Raw genomic sequence first — 18,365 nt, 5'->3', positions numbered from 1 at the left:
TGATTTTTTTGTAACAAAAAAGTAATACTGTAATTTTTTCTGGAAAAAAATTCTTATACTAATTTGTGAGAAATATATGAAAACTATTGCTAATTTTGGTAGAAATACAATTTTTTAATATGGAAATTTATGTTACAAATCATTAATCGTTTATTACGAATGCTTTGTAATTGTGTGATTTTCGAAATTCTACAAAAAACTGTTGCTATAATGAGAACACGAAAACAAAGCAAATGGAGGCTATTCATGAAAAAATTATTAGGTATAGCAACAGCAGCAGTTTTTGGTCTTGGGATTTTTGCAGGTTCTGCTAAAGCGGAAACGATTGTAACAACAGATGTATTAAACGTTAGAGAAAACCCAACTGTAGAATCAAAACTTGTAGGTAAAATGTTAAGTGGAAATAAATTAGATGTTATAAATACAGAAAACGGATGGTCCAAAATTAAATTAGATGGTAAAGAAGCTTTTGTAAGTGCTGAGTTTACGAAAAGTTCTTATTATGTAACAGCAAACGTATTAAACATTCGTGCTGGAGCGAATACTGATTCAGAAATTCTTGGCACGCTTAAAAAAGATGACTTGATTGAAACGACAAATCAAGTACAAAACGAATGGTTACAATTCGAATATGGCGGGAAAGCGGCGTATGTTCACATACCATTTTTAACAGGTACAGCACCTGTTATTGAAAGAAAAGAAGTTCCAGCTCAAGATGAAGCGCCAACTAAGGTGAAAACGGCGGTTAAAAATGATACATCAGTTAAGGAGAAAGCGCCGGCTAAAAATGATACGGCAGTTAATGGAAAAGAATCAGTTAAAAGTGGAGCATCAAGTAAACCAGTAGCGCAAGCGAAGCCGGCAACTAAGCCAGTGGCAAAATCTACTGAAACAAGTGAACCTGCTGGTCGTGAAATAACAGTAGAAGCGACAGCTTACACAGCTCACCCGAGTGAAAATGGCACATATGGTGGTCGTGTGTTAACTGCGATGGGGCATGATTTAACAGCGAATCCAAATATGAAAGTTATTGCTGTTGATCCGAAAGTAATTCCTCTCGGATCAAAAGTGTGGGTGGAAGGATATGGAGAAGCAATTGCTGGAGATACTGGTGGCGCGATTAAAGGAAACCGTATTGATGTTTTAGTTGGTTCAGATAGCACTGCTGATAGTTGGGGTCGTAAATCCGTTAAAGTGAAAGTTATAAAATAATTTATTAAAATAAAAAACGGCTGCTTAAAAATGTCTAAGCGGCCGCTTTTTTTATATAAGAATTATTGAAAAGGGTAAATTGTTTTACCTGTAATAATTTTATACGCGGTGCAAAATTGAGTTTGCATATACTCTGTATTTTTATTTTCTGGATGTAACGTTGTTTCTTGAAGAGTAGAATGAAAGGAACGTAGTAAACAATTTAGTGCGAAGTATAATTCTTCTTGTGAACAATTTTGTTCTTTTGTAGCAGTAGCTAAAATAAGGTCTTTTATTAATAATGGAAAATCGATAGTCGCTTGTTTCATAGTCATTGCACCCTCTCCGAGCTATTTTTAATCATGTATATGCAGAATTGGACAAGCTATGCTCTTTTTTTTGTGTAATTTCATGTACTGGATTCAAAGAACTTGCAATCATGCCGTTAAAATTGGTAAGATTGGGTATAATCAATAGATGGAGTATATTACATAAAGAGAGTTGAATGATATGGGAGAAGTGCAACGTGAAAAAGTTGCTGTCATCATTGGGCCAACTGCTGTCGGAAAGACGAAATTAAGTATCGATCTTGCAAAAGCGTTGAATGGTGAGATTATTAGTGGTGATTCCATGCAAATTTATCGTACGATGGATATCGGGACTGCAAAGGTGACGATAGATGAGATGGACGGAATTCCGCATTATATGATTGATATAAAAGATCCGGAAGATTCATTTTCTGTGGCGGAATTTCAAGAACGTGTCCGTAAGTGCATTCGAGAAATTACAGAGCGCGGGAAATTACCAATTATTGTTGGTGGAACCGGTCTTTATATACAATCTGTTCTATTCGATTACCAGTTTACAGATGAGGCTGGGGACGCTACATACCGAGAACAGATGGAAAAGTTAGCATTAGAACACGGTGTGGAATATGTACATAAAAAGTTACAAGAAGTAGATCCAGAAAGTGCGGAGCGTATTCATGCCAATAATGTAAGGCGTGTTATTCGGGCGTTAGAAATTTTTCACACGACGGGTGAAAAAATGAGTAACCAGCTCGAAAAACAAGAAAATGAGTTACTGTACGATGTTTCATTAATTGGCTTGACAATGGATCGAGAAATGCTATACGATCGCATTAACTTACGTGTTAACCTAATGATTGAACAAGGTTTATTAGAAGAAGTAAAAGGTTTACATGAAAGAGGAGTGCGAGATTGTCAATCTATTCAAGCGATTGGTTATAAAGAGATATATGATTATTTTGAGAATCGTGTATCTTTAGAAGAAGCGGTATCACAATTAAAGACGAATTCACGCCGTTATGCAAAACGTCAATTAACGTGGTTCCGTAATAAGATGGATGTCACGTGGTTCGATGTTACTGATGGTGAAAAAACGTCAGAAATTTTACGATACATAGAAGGAAAGCTACAACTAAAGTCGAATAATAGGTAAGTAGAGAAAAAGAGGAGGATTCGACATGAAGCAATCAATCAATATTCAAGATCAGTTTTTAAATCAACTCCGTAAAGAGAATACGTTCGTTACGCTGTACTTATTAAATGGTTTCCAGCTTCGTGGATTAATTAAAGGATTTGATAATTTTACAGTCCTGCTGGAAACAGAAGGTAAGCAACAGCTTATTTATAAACATGCAATTTCTACATTTGTACCACAAAAAAATGTTTCAATTGAATTAGAGTAGTAATGAATTATTGTACATAACAAAAAAAGAGCGAGTTTCTCGCTCTTTTTTTTATTTGTCATAAACAATAAATAGTGAAATTTAAGCGATTCTAAATACAGTAAGACGAATGTTAGTGTTTCCTGTTGCAGGGATCGTAATCTCGTTAAGAGTAGATTGGACAGAAATGTTTGCTCCAGCAGCTAATGTTTCGATTGTAGTAAATGAAAGTGAGTCGCCTATTAGATTTGAAGAGAAGTTGTCAGTAGCAACAGCTCCATTAATTGAAATTCCTACTCCAAGTGGAGCGCATCCTGGCGCAGTTGTAGAAATAGATACGCTAATTACATAAATACCAGCGTTAATAACAGTAACTGTATTTGTGCCGTTAAAGATAATATTGTTTACGTTAATTGCAGTACTAAAAATAAAGTTATTAAATTGGAGTACTGTTTGTTGGATGTTGTTTGTTACAACGATTGTTGCTACTGGGAAGCTAGGTCCAGTAGGTCCGGTAACTCCTATACCAGTAGCACCCGTTGGTCCTTGAACACCTTGAGGTCCGGTAGCACCCGTGTTACCTTGAACACCTTGAGGTCCAGTGGCACCTGTGTTACCTTGAGCACCTTGAGGTCCAGTGGCACCGGTAGCGCCCGTGTTACCTTGAATACCTTGAGGTCCAGTGGCACCTGTGTTACCTTGCGCACCTTGAGGTCCAGTGGAACCAGTAGCGCCTGTGTTACCTTGCGCACCTTGAGGTCCAGTGGAACCAGTAGCACCTGTGTTACCTTGCGCACCTTGAGCACCTTGAGGTCCAGTGGAACCAGTAGCGCCCGTGTTACCTTGAGCACCTTGAGGTCCAGTAGCACCTGTGTTACCTTGAGGTCCAGGAGGCCCACCAGAAGGTCCAGTAGGTCCGGTAACTCCTATACCAGTAGCACCTGTGTTACCTTGAACACCTTGAGGTCCGGTAGCACCCGTGTTACCTTGAACACCTTGAGGTCCGGTAGCACCCGTGTTACCTTGAACACCTTGAGGTCCGGTAGCACCCGTGTTACCTTGAACACCTTGAGGTCCGGTAGCACCCGTGTTACCTTGAACACCTTGAGGTCCAGTGGAACCAGTAGCGCCTGTGTTACCTTGCGCACCTTGAGGTCCAGTGGAACCAGTAGCACCTGTGTTACCTTGCGCACCTTGAGCACCTTGAGGTCCAGTAGCACCTGTGTTACCTTGAACGCCTTGAGGTCCGGTAGCACCCGTGTTACCTTGAACACCTTGAGGTCCAGTGGAACCAGTAGCGCCTGTGTTACCTTGCGCACCTTGAGGTCCAGTAGCACCTGTGTTACCTTGAACGCCTTGAGGTCCAGTAGCACCTGTGTTACCTTGAACGCCTTGAGGTCCAGTAGCACCCGTGTTACCTTGCGCACCTTGAGGTCCAGTGGAACCAGTAGCGCCCGTGTTACCTTGCGCACCTTGAGGTCCAGTGGAACCAGTAGCACCTGTGTTACCTTGCGCACCTTGAGCACCTTGAGGTCCAGTAGCACCTGTGTTACCTTGCGCACCTTGAGCACCTTGAGGTCCAGTAGCACCTGTGTTACCTTGAACGCCTTGAGGTCCAGTAGCACCCGTGTTACCTTGCGCACCTTGAGGTCCAGTGGAACCAGTAGCGCCCGTGTTACCTTGAGCACCTTGAGGTCCAGTAGCACCCGTGTTACCTTGAGCACCTTGAGGTCCAGTGGAACCGGTAGCACCTGTGTTACCTTGAACGCCTTGAGGTCCAGTAGCACCCGTGTTACCTTGAACACCTTGAGGTCCAGTGGCGCCTGTATTACCTTGCGCACCTTGAGGTCCAGTGGAACCAGTAGCGCCCGTGTTACCTTGAACGCCTTGAGGTCCAGTAGCACCTGTGTTACCTTGAGCACCTTGAGGTCCAGTGGAACCAGTAGCGCCCGTGTTACCTTGAACGCCTTGAGGTCCAGTGGAACCGGTAGCACCTGTGTTACCTTGAACGCCTTGAGGTCCAGTAGCACCCGTGTTACCTTGCGCACCTTGAGGTCCAGTGGAACCAGTAGCACCTGTGTTACCTTGCGCACCTTGAGCACCTTGAGGTCCAGTGGAACCAGTAGCGCCCGTGTTACCTTGAACGCCTTGAGGTCCAGTAGCACCCGTGTTACCTTGCGCACCTTGAGCACCTTGAGGTCCAGTGGAACCAGTAGCACCTGTGTTACCTTGCGCACCTTGAGGTCCAGTGGAACCAGTAGCGCCCGTGTTACCTTGAACGCCTTGAGGTCCAGTAGCACCTGTGTTACCTTGAACGCCTTGAGGTCCAGTGGAACCGGTAGCACCCGTGTTACCTTGCGCGCCTTGAGGTCCAGTGGAACCGGTAGCACCTGTGTTACCTTGAACGCCTTGAGGTCCAGTAGCACCTGTGTTACCTTGAACGCCTTGAGGTCCAGTGGAACCAGTAGCGCCCGTGTTACCTCTAGGTCCGGTCGCACCGGTAGCACCTGTGATACCTCTAGGTCCGGTCGCACCAGTAGCGCCCGTGTTACCTCTAGGTCCGGTCGCACCAGTAGCGCCCGTGTTACCTCTAGGTCCGGTCGCACCAGTAGCGCCCGTGTTACCTCTAGGTCCGGTCGCACCAGTAGCGCCCGTGTTACCTCTAGGTCCGGTCGCACCAGTAGCGCCCGTGTTACCTCTAGGTCCGGTCGCACCAGTAGCGCCCGTGTTACCTCTAGGTCCGGTCGCACCAGTAGCGCCCGTGTTACCTCTAGGTCCGGTCGCACCGGTAGCACCTGTGATACCTCTAGGTCCGGTCGCACCAGTAGCGCCCGTGTTACCTCTAGGTCCGGTCGCACCAGTAGCGCCCGTGTTACCTCTAGGTCCGGTCGCACCAGTAGCGCCCGTGTTACCTCTAGGTCCGGTCGCACCAGTCGCGCCCGTGTTACCTCTAGGTCCGGTCGCACCAGTCGCGCCCGTGTTACCTCTAGGTCCGGTCGCACCAGTCGCGCCCGTGTTACCTCTAGGTCCGGTCGCACCAGTCGCGCCCGTGTTACCTCTAGGTCCGGTCGCACCAGTAGCGCCCGTGTTACCTCTAGGTCCGGTCGCACCAGTAGCGCCCGTGTTACCTCTAGGTCCGGTCGCACCAGTAGCGCCCGTGTTACCTCTAGGTCCGGTCGCACCAGTAGCACCTGTGATACCTCTAGGTCCGGTCGCACCAGTAGCGCCCGTGTTACCTCTAGGTCCGGTCGCACCAGTAGCGCCCGTGTTACCTCTAGGTCCGGTCGCACCAGTAGCGCCCGTGTTACCTCTAGGTCCGGTCGCACCAGTCGCGCCCGTGTTACCTCTAGGTCCGGTCGCACCAGTAGCACCTGTGATACCTCTAGGTCCGGTCGCACCAGTAGCGCCCGTGTTACCTCTAGGTCCGGTCGCACCAGTAGCACCTGTGATACCTCTAGGTCCGGTCGCACCAGTAGCGCCCGTGTTACCTCTAGGTCCGGTCGCACCAGTAGCGCCCGTGTTACCTCTAGGTCCGGTCGCACCAGTAGCACCTGTGATACCTCTAGGTCCGGTCGCACCAGTAGCGCCCGTGTTACCTCTAGGTCCAGTAGGTCCAGTAGGTCCTCTGCCGAACGAAGCTGAATTAACTAGAGTAGTTTGTAACTCTGCAATTAATTTAAGGAGTTCTTGGAGTGTACAAGGATCAATTCGGAATAACTTTGTAATGTAAAGTAAATAATTAATTAAAATTTGAAGTTCAACAAATACAGCACTTGCTACGAAGGTTGGATTTTTTAATATAGTTATTAAGTTTTTAATGATGGCTAATCCTTGTGCTTTCAGAGCGGAAGTAGTGTCTAGTGAACAGATGAATTTGCTTAGTAGGTGCAATGTATCTATTAGATTCTCAATGTTTTTGGGAGATGGATTGGCGAAAAGTTTAGGGATTATTTTTATTAAATCGTTAATGATTGCACGGAATGTTCTAATTTGCGCTTTAGTAATTGGAATCGTTGGGGTAGTTGGAATTCGTCCAGCGCTAGTTGGAAAGCAGGGATTGGAGTATTTATTTTGATTGTCGTTAAAGCGAGACATTAAATCTCTCCTTTCTAATAAGAATGTGAACGAAACTCATCATAGTAGATGCAGGGAATAGCTAAATGGTCATAGTGAAATTGAGTGTTTCGAGAAAAAAATAAAAAAACGCCTTATTATAGGGCGTTTTTTTTATTTTCAGCATATTGATAATATCGCTTTAGTGAAATTTTTGATTTGAAGCCAACTAATTTTATGATTTCTGGCTCTGGGGTTTGTTTTTTTATTAGGCGTAAAATAAACGTGTTCCGGAAATGTTGTCCAGAAATGCCTTTACGTAAATTGGCTCTTGCTACTTCAAGTCGGATCATTTTTTGGATAGCGATTTCTGTTAGTGCTTTTGGTGCATCGTTTTCGTATACCCATCTGTATGTTCCGCGGTTAAAATCGAATGCAACAAACAACGGGTCATTACTATGGTATTTAGGACGAACTGGTTCTGGAATACTTTTATAATATGTGTACAGTTGTTTTTTGTCTTCGATTGCTAATGTGATTGTTCTTTCTACTCCTGCGGTTGCTGGAATAGAAAGTGTATTAGTTTCAAAATGAACGTGATGCATAGTTAATACTGTAAGCTCTTGTAAGGATAGTCCGTAGTCGATTAATATACTTAAAATGGCGATATTACGATCCATTAATAATGGACGAACGGGACGTTGTTTTTCTGAAAGTCCTTCTAATGAAGTGACTATATGCTTTAATCTTTTTTCTTCATCGGATGAAATGAAATCTTCATTACGCAATGCACGGTTTGGTTGAATAGTAATTTCCATATCATTCAATGGATTTGGAATGTTAAGAAAATGATGCATTCTATTTAATACAATAAATACACGATGCATTGTTTTCTCAGAGTAGTGTCGATTCTTTTTTAAGTCTGAAAAGTAATCTTCATAGTCTTTTGTACAAAGTGTTGCCCATATATTACTGGAAGGGAGCTTTTTGTTTTTTTCTAACCAATGTCCAAAATCTTCAATGTCATAAACATAACGTTTAATGGTTGAAGACTTTCGGCCTTTATTCAATAAAAAAATAGAAAAGGCTTGTATTGTATCATGGAATTCCGTTGTTTCCATAGTCCCACCACCTTGATTATTTCTTATATTATAGCAAACTTTTCTGAAAATAGGCATTTGCAAGAGGGACTGGAATAATAATATTTGGTGAGTGGATAAAATGAGGTGATTGTATGGAACAATCGATGCGTAAGAAAAATAACAATCAAATTAATATTGTATTAAACCATCGAAAGAAAATTTCGTTACCGGCATCAGAAAATAAAACGGTAATTTCAAGTGAAACCACTACTAAACATGAGATGTTGCAGAGAATTGAAGAAGAGATGGGAAAGCTTGTTGGGATGGATGAAATAAAAAAGATAATAAAAGAAATTTATGCTTGGATTTATGTAAATAAAAAAAGACAAGAGATGGGGTTGAAATCTGAGAAGCAAGTGCTTCACATGTTATTTAGGGGGAATCCCGGTACTGGGAAGACAACCGTTGCTAGAATGATAGGGAAATTGTTGTTTGAGATGAATATTTTATCGAAGGGGCATTTAGTTGAAGCAGAACGTGCTGATCTTGTGGGGGAGTATATCGGTCATACAGCGCAAAAGACGAGAGATTTAATAAAAAAGGCCATGGGAGGTATTTTGTTTATTGATGAGGCGTATTCTTTAGCGCGGGGGGGAGAGAAGGATTTTGGGAAGGAAGCTATTGATACACTTGTGAAGCATATGGAAGATAAGCAGCACGGTTTTGTATTAATTTTAGCTGGATATTCAAGAGAGATGAATCATTTTCTTTCATTAAATCCAGGGTTACAATCTCGTTTTCCATTTATTATTGAATTTGCGGATTACTCGGTAAATCAGCTGTTGGAAATTGGAAAGAGAATGTATGAGGAGCGTGAATATCAGTTATCTAAAGAAGCGGAGTGGAAATTTCGAGATCATTTACATGCGGTAAAGTATTCGTCGCAAATTACATCGTTTAGTAATGGGCGATACGTACGGAATATTGTTGAAAAATCGATTCGTACACAAGCTATGCGATTGTTACAAGAGGATACGTATGATAAATATGATTTAATTGGGATATCAAGTATGGATTTAATGCTTGAAGAGGAGACGCACAGTACGTAAACTGTGCGTCTGTTTTTATGCATAAGTTCGTTTACTCTTTTTTTGCTTTTTCTTGGTGAGTTTTATGAAGACGTTCCATTTTAGCGCTCTTTTCGTGCGCTGAATTTGGATCATGTCCAAATTGGTTTACTGAGCTTTTTTGAGCTCCTTTATTAACATGGTTTGTCATTTGCATTCACCTCGCTTTAAAAATTAGTATAAACATTATGTAAAGAAAAACTCGTTAGAAAAGAAAAACCTCTTTACGATATGTAAAGAGGTTAGATTGCTATTTATGCATTGAGCGCTCCTTTGTATCGATGCGTCTATGCGGTAAATGCCATTTGTAATGAATAGAAACCATGCGGAAGCAAACAATTAAAATGAATAAGGTGTATAGAGCCCAATCGCTAACGATGACTTTAGCGCCAATCAAAAAACCGGCTAAAATCGTCCAAAACGCATATACATCAGCTCGAAGGACGAGAGGTTTTCTACGTGCTAAAAGATCACGAATAATACCGCCGCCAATGCCAGTTAAAACAGCAGCTACAATTGTAGCGCTAATTGGTAAATTTAATTTTTGGGCGTATAGAGCTCCTTGTACGGCGAACGCTGATAAGCCGATGGCATCTGTGATGTTTTCCCACTTTTTCCAATGCATAATTAATTTATTAGGAAAAAGAAAAATGATCGTCATTGATAATAGTGCGATTTGGAATAACATGTCTTGTTGCCAAAACGCGACGATTGGATAACCGATTAATAAATTACGAAGGGCACCTCCCCCAAATGCGGTTGCCATTCCTAAAATATATACCCCGAAAATATCATAATCCTCTTCCATTGCAACAATGGCTCCGCTTAGTGCGAAAGCGATTGTGCCTATGATGCTAAAAATCTCCCATGCCATGAATTTTCTCCCCCGCTAACTAGATGAAATGTGCTTCCTCTGCTATTATATTAGAAGGTTTAAATTTCGAAAAGGATGAGTGAACATATTTGATGGAAGAAAAAGAAAAAATCATATTAGTTGGCTGTCAATTGCCACAAGATGATGATGAAAAATTTATGCATTCCATGAAAGAGCTTGCATCGCTAGCGAAAACTGCGCGAGCGGAAGTGTTAGTATCAACGACGCAAAAGCGCCCGAAGTTTCATCCGGCGACTTATATAGGAAAAGGTAAACTAGAAGAGCTTGCAGCGTTGACGGAAGAATTAGAACCAGCTGTTATTGTTTTTAATAATGAGTTAACACCAAGTCAAATTCGGAATTTATCTTCAGTATTAGATGCGAGAGTGATTGACCGAACGCAGTTAATACTAGATATTTTTGCGCAACGTGCGAAATCGAGAGAGGGTAAGCTTCAAGTAGAATTAGCTCAATTGCAATATACAATGCCGCGCCTTATGGGACAAGGTCTTGCTTTATCGCGTCTTGGTGGTGGAATTGGTACAAGGGGACCAGGAGAGACGAAGCTTGAGACAGATCGTCGTCATATTCGATCTCGTATTGATGAAATAAAGAGACAACTTGCGGTTGTTGTGGAGCATCGAAAGAGATATCGTGAGAGAAGAAAAGATAATAAAGTGTTTCAAGTTGCGTTAATTGGGTATACAAATGCAGGAAAATCTACGTTGTTTAATAGATTAACGGAAGCTGATACGTTTGAAGAAAACTTATTGTTTGCAACGCTAGATCCGACGACAAGAAAGATGCCGTTACCTTCTGGTTATACAGTGCTTTTGACTGATACGGTTGGTTTTATACAAGATTTACCTACGTCACTAATTGCTGCTTTTCGATCTACGTTAGAAGAAGCTGGGGAAGCGGATGTTATTTTACATGTTGTTGATTCTGCAGATCCTAATTATGTAGGGCATGAGCAGACAGTAAAACAATTATTGTCGGACCTTGAAATTAATCGTATTCCTATTATTACGTTATATAATAAAAAAGATAAATTGCATCAAAACTTCATTCCATTTCCGAAAAGTGATTTCTTAATGACTAGTGCTTTTGAAGAAAGTGATTTATTGCGTATAAAAGAAGCGCTAGAAACGAAGATGAAGGAAGAAATGGATGATTATCAAGTGGAAATCCCTCCGAGTGAAGGTAGGTTATTAACGCTTTTAAAGACAGAAACAATATTAACTAAAATGGAGTTTCTAGAAGATAAATTTGTATATGATTGTACAGGGTATATATTTGCTCATTCATCGCTTAAGGGGCAATTAAAGAGATTTTTAGTGGAAGAAGGAGAAAATAATGTTTGATCGTTTGAAAAATGGAGAAAAAATTGCTCCAATCGTAAAAGAAGTAGAAAGTCAAATTATAGAAGTACATAAACATGTGGATGAAGTGATTGAGAGTAACCAATTTCGTGTATTAGAAAGTTTTCGTAAACACAAAATTAGCGATTCGCATTTTATTCCGACGACAGGTTATGGTTATGATGATATTGGTCGTGACACGTTAGAAAAAGTGTATGCTGATGTATTTGGGGCAGAAGCGGGTCTTGTTCGTCCGCAAATTATTTCAGGTACTCACGCAATTTCGACAGCTCTATTCGGTATTTTACGTCCAGGAGATGAACTGCTATACATAACAGGAAAACCATATGATACGTTAGAAGAAATCGTTGGTGTACGCGGAAAAGGTGTAGGCTCATTTAAAGAATATAATATTGGTTATAACGCAGTTCCGTTAACTGAAGAGGGATTTGTGGACTTTGAAGCTGTTGCAGCTGCGATCCATAGTAATACGAAGATGATTGGTATTCAGCGTTCAAAAGGATATGCTACTCGTCCGTCGTTTACTGTTTCACAAATTAAAGAGATGATTGCGTTTGTGAAAGAGATTAAACCTGATGTTGTTGTATTTGTAGATAACTGCTATGGCGAATTTATTGAAGAAGAAGAGCCATGTCATGTTGGTGCGGACTTAATGGCAGGCTCTCTTATTAAGAATCCTGGCGGTGGAATTGTTAAAACTGGTGGTTACATTGTTGGTAAAGAGCAGTATGTTGAAGCGTGTGCATATCGTCTAACATCTCCAGGAATCGGTGCGGAAGCAGGGGCATCTTTATACAGTTTGCAAGAAATGTATCAAGGTTTCTTCTTAGCGCCGCATGTAGCGGGACAAGCGCTAAAAGGTGCGATTTTTACAGCTGCATTTTTAGGAAAGTTAGGGATGAATACATCACCAGCTTGGAATGCACCAAGAACAGATTTAATTCAGTCTGTTCAATTTGATGATAAAAATCGTATGATTGCGTTCTGTCAAGCGATTCAATATGCATCTCCAATTAATTCTCATTTCACTCCATATGCAAACTATATGCCGGGTTATGAAGATGATGTAATTATGGCTGCGGGGACGTTTATTCAAGGTGCAAGTATTGAGCTGTCGGCTGATGGTCCGATTCGTCCGCCTTATGTTGCTTACGTGCAAGGTGGGTTAACTTATTCGCATGTAAAGATTGCGATTTGTTCTGCGATTGATGCGTTAATTGAAAAAAAACTATTAACAATTTCTTAAAGGAAAGCTGTCGATTTCGGCAGCTTTTTTCGTGTGAAAGTAATGATTTGTGCCATTAGAAAAAAATGAAAAAAATCATGTAAGAAAAGCTAACATCTATTGACACTAAACATAACATGGTGTAAAATGAGAAACAGTTAAGGCGAAGGAGGAACTGAAACAATGAAAGAAGATAGACGTTCTGCTCCGCTGTTTCCAATTGGTATTGTAATGGATTTAACACAATTATCTGCACGTCAAATTCGCTACTATGAAGAGCATAATCTTATTTTTCCAACCCGTACAAAAGGGAATCGTAGATTATTTTCATTTAACGATGTAGATAAATTGTTGGAAATTAAAGATTTGTTAGATCAAGGCTTAAATATGGCCGGAATTAAACAAGTATTGCAAATGAAAGAAAATCAAACAGAAGCAGTGAAAGTAAAAGAAGAAACGAAAGAAATTTCAAAATCCGAGCTTCGCAAAATTCTTCGAGATGAACTACAACATACAGGTAGATTTAATCGGACCTCATTGCGACAAGGTGACATTTCAAGGTTTTTTCACTAAAGATAACTGATTCTGAAGGTGTTTAGAGGGACTAAGGAGGAATTTATAATGGCTAGGTACACAAAAGAAGATATTTTCCGTTTGGCGAAAGAAGAGAATGTAAAGTATATCCGTCTGCAATTTACGGACCTTTTAGGGGTAATTAAAAACGTAGAAATTCCAGTGAGCCAATTAACAAAAGCTCTTGATAACAAAATGATGTTTGATGGATCTTCTATTGAAGGTTTCGTACGTATTGAAGAATCTGATATGTATTTATATCCGGATTTAGATACTTGGGTAATTTTCCCTTGGACAGCTGAAAAAGGTAAAGTAGCTCGTTTAATCTGTGATATTTACAATGCTGATGGTACTCCATTTGATGGCGACCCACGTAACAACTTAAAGCGTGTGTTAAAAGAAATGGAAGCATTAGGATTCTCAGATTTCAATCTTGGACCAGAGCCAGAATTCTTCCTATTTAAAGTTGATGAAAAAGGAAATCCAACACTGGAATTGAACGATAACGGTGGATACTTCGACCTTGCGCCGATGGATCTAGGGGAAAACTGTCGTCGTGATATCGTTCTTGAACTTGAAGAAATGGGCTTTGAAATTGAAGCATCTCACCATGAGGTTGCGCCAGGTCAACATGAAATTGACTTTAAATATGCAAATGCAATTCGCTCATGTGATGACATTCAAACATTCAAGCTTGTTGTAAGAACGATTGCTCGTAAACATGGTTTACACGCAACATTTATGCCGAAACCATTATACGGTGTGAACGGTTCAGGTATGCACTGTAACTTATCACTATTTAAAAATGGTGAGAACGTATTCTTCGATCAAAACGGTGATTTACAATTAAGTGATGATGCTCGTCACTTCATCGCAGGTATTTTAAAACATGCGCCAGCATTTACAGCGGTAGCAAACCCAACTGTAAACTCTTACAAGCGTTTAGTACCTGGATATGAAGCTCCATGTTACGTAGCATGGTCTGCACAAAACCGTAGTCCATTAGTGCGTATTCCTGCATCTCGTGGTATTAGTACACGCGTAGAAGTACGTAGTGTTGACCCAGCTGCGAACCCATATTTAGTAATGGCTACATTATTAGCAGCAGGTCTTGATGGAATTAAAAATAAATTAACTCCACCAGCTGCAGTAGACCGTAACATCTACGTAATGACAAAAGAAGAGCGTGAAGAAGCAGGTATCGTTGACTTACCAGCAACATTAGCGCAAGCGTTAGTTACTTTACAATCTAATGAAATCGTATGTGGCGCATTAGGTGATCATTTACTTGAGCACTTCATTGAAGCAAAAGAAATTGAGTGGGATATTTTCCGCACGCAAGTTCACCAATGGGAACGCGACCAATATATGTCTCTATACTAAGAGAGAAAAAAGCCCTAATACTACGGTATTAGGGCTTTTTCGTCATTTATCTACAGTGAAAAAACGCGAATATTGTCGCATTTTTTTTAGTGTCATCAGGAAGTAATTTAGTGAAAATAATTTGTGTTGACTCGTTCTGTATAAAGAACTAAAATGGCATTAACTAGAAATGTTTGTATATTAAAAAGAATGAAAATATTGTTTTTTTTCTTAAGTTTTCGATGCCAATTTCAAGTTGAAGCTCATTGGTTTTAAATGAGGAGGGAAGTTATGGATAAGGAAATAAATTTGAAAAATCTATTTACTATTATACGGAAAAGAATTTGGATCATTCTATTATTTACAACTCTCACAACAGTAGCAGGAGCGATGTATACTATATATGTAAAAACACCATTATATGCCTCTTCAGCAAGAGTTATTGTTCAAGCTAATGCTGAAACGATGAATACATTGAAAGCGATGGTAAATGAGCCTGTAATATTAGAAAAAGTGGCTGCTGAATTGAATATTAACAGATCTGCAGGTGCATTAAGTGGACAAATAAGTACAGAAAGTGTGCAAGGGTCCCAGATTATGAGAATAAATGTAGTGGATATAGATCCTGTGCTTGCTCATAAAATTGCAAATACTACAGCCGTTGTTTATAAGAAAGAAGTAGCGAATATACTGAATTTTAATAATGTGAGTATATTACCAGAAGACCCAGTTCAAAAAAATTCTATGCCTATAAATATAAATCACTTTAAGACGATACTAATTGCATTCTCTATAGGTATGGTGCTCAGTATTGGATTCATTTTTTTATTGGATTCACTTGATGAGAGAATCAAATCGGAACGGCGAATTGAACAATTGTTAGATGTCCCTGTTTTGGGCGGAATATCTAAAATGAATAGAAAAAATGTGAAAGACAAATTCAGTAAAAAAAATACGGTATTATTGGGGGAGGGAACGGAGTGGCTTACAAAAATAGACGAAAAACAAATAAAGTTAAAGGAGAAAGTATAATTGTACATACCGCTCCAAGATCGAAAATTTCGGAGCAGTATCGTTCGCTTCGAACAAACCTTCAATTATCTTCATCTATTCATAAAAGCAGAACTATAGTTATTACTTCTCCGAGGTATGGTGAAGGAAAATCAACGATTACAGTTAATTTAGCAGTCTCAATAGCACAAAAAGGTGAAAAAGTATTGGTAATAGATGCAAATTTACGAACACCAACGATTCATGAAATGTTTGGAGTAGAAAATACAATTGGATTAATTGATATATTGAACGGAAAAACAACTTTAGAGGGCGTCGTGAAAAAAACAGAGATGGAAAGTCTGGATGTATTAACTAGCGGACCAGTACCATTTAATCCATCTGAAGTGCTTAGTTCAGATGCAATGGATATGTTAATTCAAAAGGCGCTGGAACGATACGATATTATATTATTTGATTCTTCTCCTGTACTAGAAGTAACGGATACGAGTGTATTGGCTGATAAATGTGAAGGTGTATTATTGGTGATCCGTTATAATCATACTGTGAATGAAGATGCGCTTGAAACGAAAAGGGCGTTAAGTTTTACGAAAAGTAGGATATTAGGTGCGATTTTGAATGGAAAAGTATAAATAACATAAATGCACTTTAGAAAAATGAATTTAATATCCTTATATCAGGATGTTCTTTATAAAGAATTTTTTAAAGGGATACGATGTGGTGATGTCTCCTTACCGCTATCAACGGAGGCACTCGATTATGCTGTGGGTTGTGAAAACAACCTTAGATGCGAGTCATCAAGAGTGTAATGTGAGGGAGGGTTAGATGCCCCTATTTTATTAAAGTTTCTAACTATGTGTTTTTAATAAAGAGAATATAGTTAGAAACTTTAAATTTGAAAGAGTTAAGTATGGAATTGATTAAAGGAGGAAGTTACATGACGTATCGACGGAGGATATCGTTATTGCTTTTAATGGATTCAATGATTGTGTTAAGTGCTATTTTCTTTAGTTATTTCTTTGTAAATGCTAGCTTTAGTGTTATCACTTTATCATCAATTATTAGCTCTATCACTCTACTAGTCAGTCATCATTTATTTGCTTTAATATATAAGTTGTATAATAAAGCTTGGGAATATGCAAGTATAGGAGAATTACTCATTATATGCAAAGTTGTTACATTTTCTATAATTGCTACAGCGGTTGTGCAGCAACTAATCATGCAAAAAATGTATTTTCGGCTGTTAGTTGTAACTTGGATGATTCATATTTTATTAATTGGTGGTTCACGTTTTATATGGAGAATGTACAGAGATATTTATTATGTAAAAAAGGGTGATAAAAAAAGAACGTTAATTGTTGGTGCGGGATCTGCTGGGACAATGGTTGCAAGGCAGTTGTTAAAGAATAGTGCTGCCGAATTAATGCCAGTCGCATTTATTGATGATAATGTAAAAAAACATAACCTTGATATTTGGGGTATTCCAGTAATTGGTGGTAAGAATCAAATTGAGTACGCTGTTAAAAAACTGAATATTGAAATAATAATTTTAGCAATTCCTTCATTAAACAAAAGAGAGCAAAATGTTATTTTGAAAAGATGTTTAAAAACAGAAGTGAAAACTCAAATTCTTCCGATGTTAGAAGACTTAGTAACGGGTAAAGTATCGGTGAACGAATTCAGGGATGTTCAAGTAGAGGATTTATTAGGGCGTGATCCTGTAGAACTTGATGTGGATATTATTTCAGATTATATAACTGACAAGGTTATTTTAGTTACTGGTGCAGGAGGTTCGATTGGTTCGGAAATTTGTAGACAAATTGCAAAATTTAGGCCGAAAAGGTTGATTTTACTAGGGCATGGGGAGAACAGTATTTATTCTATAGAAATGGAATTAAACAGAAAATATGGAGATATGAAAGGCACGTTTATTCCTGAAATCGCAGATATACAAGATGAAAAAAAGATGAATTCAATAATGAATAAACATCTTCCAAATGTTGTATATCATGCAGCTGCACATAAACATGTACCACTAATGGAGAATAATCCTGAAGAGGCTGTTAAAAATAATTTGATTGGAACTATGAATGTATCAGAGGCAGCGAGAGCACATGGAGTAGGAACGTTTGTTATGATTTCCTCTGATAAAGCTGTGAACCCGACGAGTGTTATGGGAGCAACAAAGAAATTAGCTGAGATGGTAATTCAACATAAAGATAAAATAAGTCATACAAAGTTTGTTACTGTACGCTTTGGGAATGTCTTAGGAAGTAGAGGGAGTGTTATACCTTTATTTAAGAAGCAAATTCAAAATGGTGGACCAGTTACAGTTACTCATCCTGATATGGTTCGGTATTTTATGACAATCCCGGAAGCATCAAGACTCGTAGTGCAAGCTGGTGCTTTAGCTAAAGGTGGAGAGATTTTTGTATTGGATATGGGAGAACCAGTGAAAATAGTCGACCTTGCCAAAAATCTTATTCGATTATCAGGAAATTCTGTGGATGAAATAGGAATAGAATTTACTGGTATACGCCCAGGGGAGAAACTTTTTGAAGAATTACTAAAAGAAGATGAAATGAATGAAAAGCAAATTCATCCGAGGATTTACGTAGGACAAGAAATGAATGTTCGTATAGAAGAAATTGAAGAGTTTATTTCAAGTTATACAGATTTAAACGAAGTAGAATTAAGAAAACGATTGTTAAAGTTAGTAAATCAGCGTAAAACTTTAAAACTGTTAATACCTGTATCAGGTCAATAGAAAAAATTTATATAAGACGGGTGCGTGG

16 protein-coding genes are annotated in these 18,365 nt (G+C 39.5%); 11 read left to right on the top strand and 5 right to left on the bottom strand.

Annotated elements, in window-relative coordinates; translation table 11 throughout:
* Positions 1-246: 246 nt before the first annotated feature.
* Positions 247-1,212: a 3D domain-containing protein gene (locus LCF45_RS17985; RefSeq protein ID WP_002014694.1), complete on the top strand. Its 966-nt coding sequence runs from the start codon at positions 247-249 to the stop codon at positions 1,210-1,212.
* A 62-nt stretch (positions 1,213-1,274) separates the two neighbouring features.
* Here LCF45_RS17985 and LCF45_RS17980 read toward each other — a convergent pair whose 3' ends face one another.
* On the bottom strand, positions 1,275-1,520 hold the full coding sequence (locus LCF45_RS17980) for a hypothetical protein (protein WP_002014695.1): 246 nt from the start codon (positions 1,518-1,520) through the stop codon (positions 1,275-1,277).
* A gap of 181 nt (positions 1,521-1,701) precedes the next feature.
* Here LCF45_RS17980 and miaA point away from each other — a divergent pair, with 181 nt between their 5' ends.
* On the top strand, positions 1,702-2,652 hold the full coding sequence (gene miaA / locus LCF45_RS17975; RefSeq protein WP_016120658.1) for a tRNA (adenosine(37)-N6)-dimethylallyltransferase MiaA: 951 nt from the start codon (positions 1,702-1,704) through the stop codon (positions 2,650-2,652).
* 25 nt (positions 2,653-2,677) lie between these two features.
* Positions 2,678-2,902 (top strand): RNA chaperone Hfq, encoded by a 225-nt coding sequence (gene hfq / locus LCF45_RS17970; RefSeq protein WP_000813896.1) that lies wholly within the window; start codon positions 2,678-2,680, stop codon positions 2,900-2,902.
* Positions 2,903-2,983: 81 nt separating this feature from the next.
* On the opposite strand, the gene LCF45_RS17965 is transcribed toward hfq, so the two are convergent.
* Positions 2,984-6,976, bottom strand: a complete 3,993-nt coding sequence (locus LCF45_RS17965; RefSeq protein WP_263893037.1) for a Gly-Xaa-Xaa repeat protein — start codon at positions 6,974-6,976, stop codon at positions 2,984-2,986.
* Positions 6,977-7,092: 116 nt separating this feature from the next.
* Positions 7,093-8,055: a tyrosine-type recombinase/integrase gene (locus LCF45_RS17960; protein ID WP_263893036.1), complete on the bottom strand. Its 963-nt coding sequence runs from the start codon at positions 8,053-8,055 to the stop codon at positions 7,093-7,095.
* A gap of 113 nt (positions 8,056-8,168) precedes the next feature.
* On the opposite strand from LCF45_RS17960, the gene spoVK reads away from it, so the two are divergent.
* Positions 8,169-9,125, top strand: a complete 957-nt coding sequence (gene spoVK / locus LCF45_RS17955; protein WP_002014481.1) for a stage V sporulation protein K — start codon at positions 8,169-8,171, stop codon at positions 9,123-9,125.
* Between the two features lie 31 nt (positions 9,126-9,156).
* Here spoVK and LCF45_RS17950 read toward each other — a convergent pair whose 3' ends face one another.
* Together LCF45_RS17950 and LCF45_RS17945 are read right to left on the bottom strand one after the other, a co-directional pair.
* Positions 9,157-9,294: a hypothetical protein gene (locus LCF45_RS17950; RefSeq protein WP_002087943.1), complete on the bottom strand. Its 138-nt coding sequence runs from the start codon at positions 9,292-9,294 to the stop codon at positions 9,157-9,159.
* A 99-nt stretch (positions 9,295-9,393) separates the two neighbouring features.
* Positions 9,394-10,017, bottom strand: coding sequence for a trimeric intracellular cation channel family protein (locus LCF45_RS17945; RefSeq protein WP_263893035.1), 624 nt, complete (start codon positions 10,015-10,017; stop codon positions 9,394-9,396).
* 92 nt (positions 10,018-10,109) lie between these two features.
* Between LCF45_RS17945 and hflX the strand changes: the two genes are divergently transcribed.
* From hflX to LCF45_RS17910, 7 genes are all read left to right on the top strand, one after another.
* Positions 10,110-11,381: a GTPase HflX gene (gene hflX / locus LCF45_RS17940; protein ID WP_002069969.1), complete on the top strand. Its 1,272-nt coding sequence runs from the start codon at positions 10,110-10,112 to the stop codon at positions 11,379-11,381.
* A complete protein-coding gene (locus LCF45_RS17935) occupies positions 11,374-12,645 on the top strand; it encodes a methionine gamma-lyase family protein (RefSeq protein ID WP_263893034.1) in 1,272 nt (423 codons plus the stop codon). Before hflX ends, LCF45_RS17935 begins: the two co-directional genes overlap by 8 nt.
* Before the next feature lie 162 nt (positions 12,646-12,807).
* On the top strand, positions 12,808-13,197 hold the full coding sequence (gene glnR / locus LCF45_RS17930; protein ID WP_002014475.1) for a transcriptional repressor GlnR: 390 nt from the start codon (positions 12,808-12,810) through the stop codon (positions 13,195-13,197).
* 48 nt (positions 13,198-13,245) lie between these two features.
* Positions 13,246-14,580 carry a type I glutamate--ammonia ligase gene (gene glnA, locus LCF45_RS17925; RefSeq protein WP_002014472.1) on the top strand — a complete coding sequence of 445 codons (1,335 nt, stop codon included), beginning with the start codon at positions 13,246-13,248 and terminating at the stop codon, positions 14,578-14,580.
* Between the two features lie 270 nt (positions 14,581-14,850).
* Positions 14,851-15,591, top strand: a complete 741-nt coding sequence (locus tag LCF45_RS17920; RefSeq protein ID WP_002128610.1) for a YveK family protein — start codon at positions 14,851-14,853, stop codon at positions 15,589-15,591.
* Positions 15,540-16,202: a CpsD/CapB family tyrosine-protein kinase gene (locus LCF45_RS17915; RefSeq protein WP_078203433.1), complete on the top strand. Its 663-nt coding sequence runs from the start codon at positions 15,540-15,542 to the stop codon at positions 16,200-16,202. The genes LCF45_RS17920 and LCF45_RS17915 overlap by 52 nt, the downstream gene beginning before the upstream one ends.
* 305 nt (positions 16,203-16,507) lie before the next feature.
* Positions 16,508-18,337, top strand: a complete 1,830-nt coding sequence (locus tag LCF45_RS17910) for a polysaccharide biosynthesis protein (protein WP_002167788.1) — start codon at positions 16,508-16,510, stop codon at positions 18,335-18,337.
* Positions 18,338-18,365: the final 28 nt, after the last annotated feature.

Source organism: Bacillus sp. 41-22, assembly GCF_025809295.1.
GTDB lineage: Bacteria > Bacillota > Bacilli > Bacillales > Bacillaceae_G > Bacillus_A > Bacillus_A mycoides.
The sequence above is the reverse complement of the archived record's forward strand: the minus strand, read 5'-3'. Positions and strand labels throughout refer to the sequence as shown.

Bases quoted from the DNA above. Each gene is read 5' to 3' on its own strand.
- glnR (WP_002014475.1), top strand. From the start codon at position 12,808: ATGAAAGAAGATAGACGTTCTGCTCCGCTGTTTCCAATTGGTATTGTA.
- LCF45_RS17920 (WP_002128610.1), top strand. From the start codon at position 14,851: ATGGATAAGGAAATAAATTTGAAAAATCTATTTACTATTATACGGAAA.
- miaA (WP_016120658.1), top strand. From the start codon at position 1,702: ATGGGAGAAGTGCAACGTGAAAAAGTTGCTGTCATCATTGGGCCAACT.
- LCF45_RS17985 (WP_002014694.1), top strand. From the start codon at position 247: ATGAAAAAATTATTAGGTATAGCAACAGCAGCAGTTTTTGGTCTTGGG.
- LCF45_RS17950 (WP_002087943.1), bottom strand. From the start codon at position 9,294: ATGACAAACCATGTTAATAAAGGAGCTCAAAAAAGCTCAGTAAACCAA.
- LCF45_RS17960 (WP_263893036.1), bottom strand. From the start codon at position 8,055: ATGGAAACAACGGAATTCCATGATACAATACAAGCCTTTTCTATTTTT.
- hfq (WP_000813896.1), top strand. From the start codon at position 2,678: ATGAAGCAATCAATCAATATTCAAGATCAGTTTTTAAATCAACTCCGT.
- spoVK (WP_002014481.1), top strand. From the start codon at position 8,169: ATGGAACAATCGATGCGTAAGAAAAATAACAATCAAATTAATATTGTA.
- LCF45_RS17935 (WP_263893034.1), top strand. From the start codon at position 11,374: ATGTTTGATCGTTTGAAAAATGGAGAAAAAATTGCTCCAATCGTAAAA.
- LCF45_RS17910 (WP_002167788.1), top strand. From the start codon at position 16,508: ATGACGTATCGACGGAGGATATCGTTATTGCTTTTAATGGATTCAATG.
- LCF45_RS17945 (WP_263893035.1), bottom strand. From the start codon at position 10,017: ATGGCATGGGAGATTTTTAGCATCATAGGCACAATCGCTTTCGCACTA.
- hflX (WP_002069969.1), top strand. From the start codon at position 10,110: ATGGAAGAAAAAGAAAAAATCATATTAGTTGGCTGTCAATTGCCACAA.
- LCF45_RS17980 (WP_002014695.1), bottom strand. From the start codon at position 1,520: ATGAAACAAGCGACTATCGATTTTCCATTATTAATAAAAGACCTTATT.
- LCF45_RS17965 (WP_263893037.1), bottom strand. From the start codon at position 6,976: ATGTCTCGCTTTAACGACAATCAAAATAAATACTCCAATCCCTGCTTT.
- glnA (WP_002014472.1), top strand. From the start codon at position 13,246: ATGGCTAGGTACACAAAAGAAGATATTTTCCGTTTGGCGAAAGAAGAG.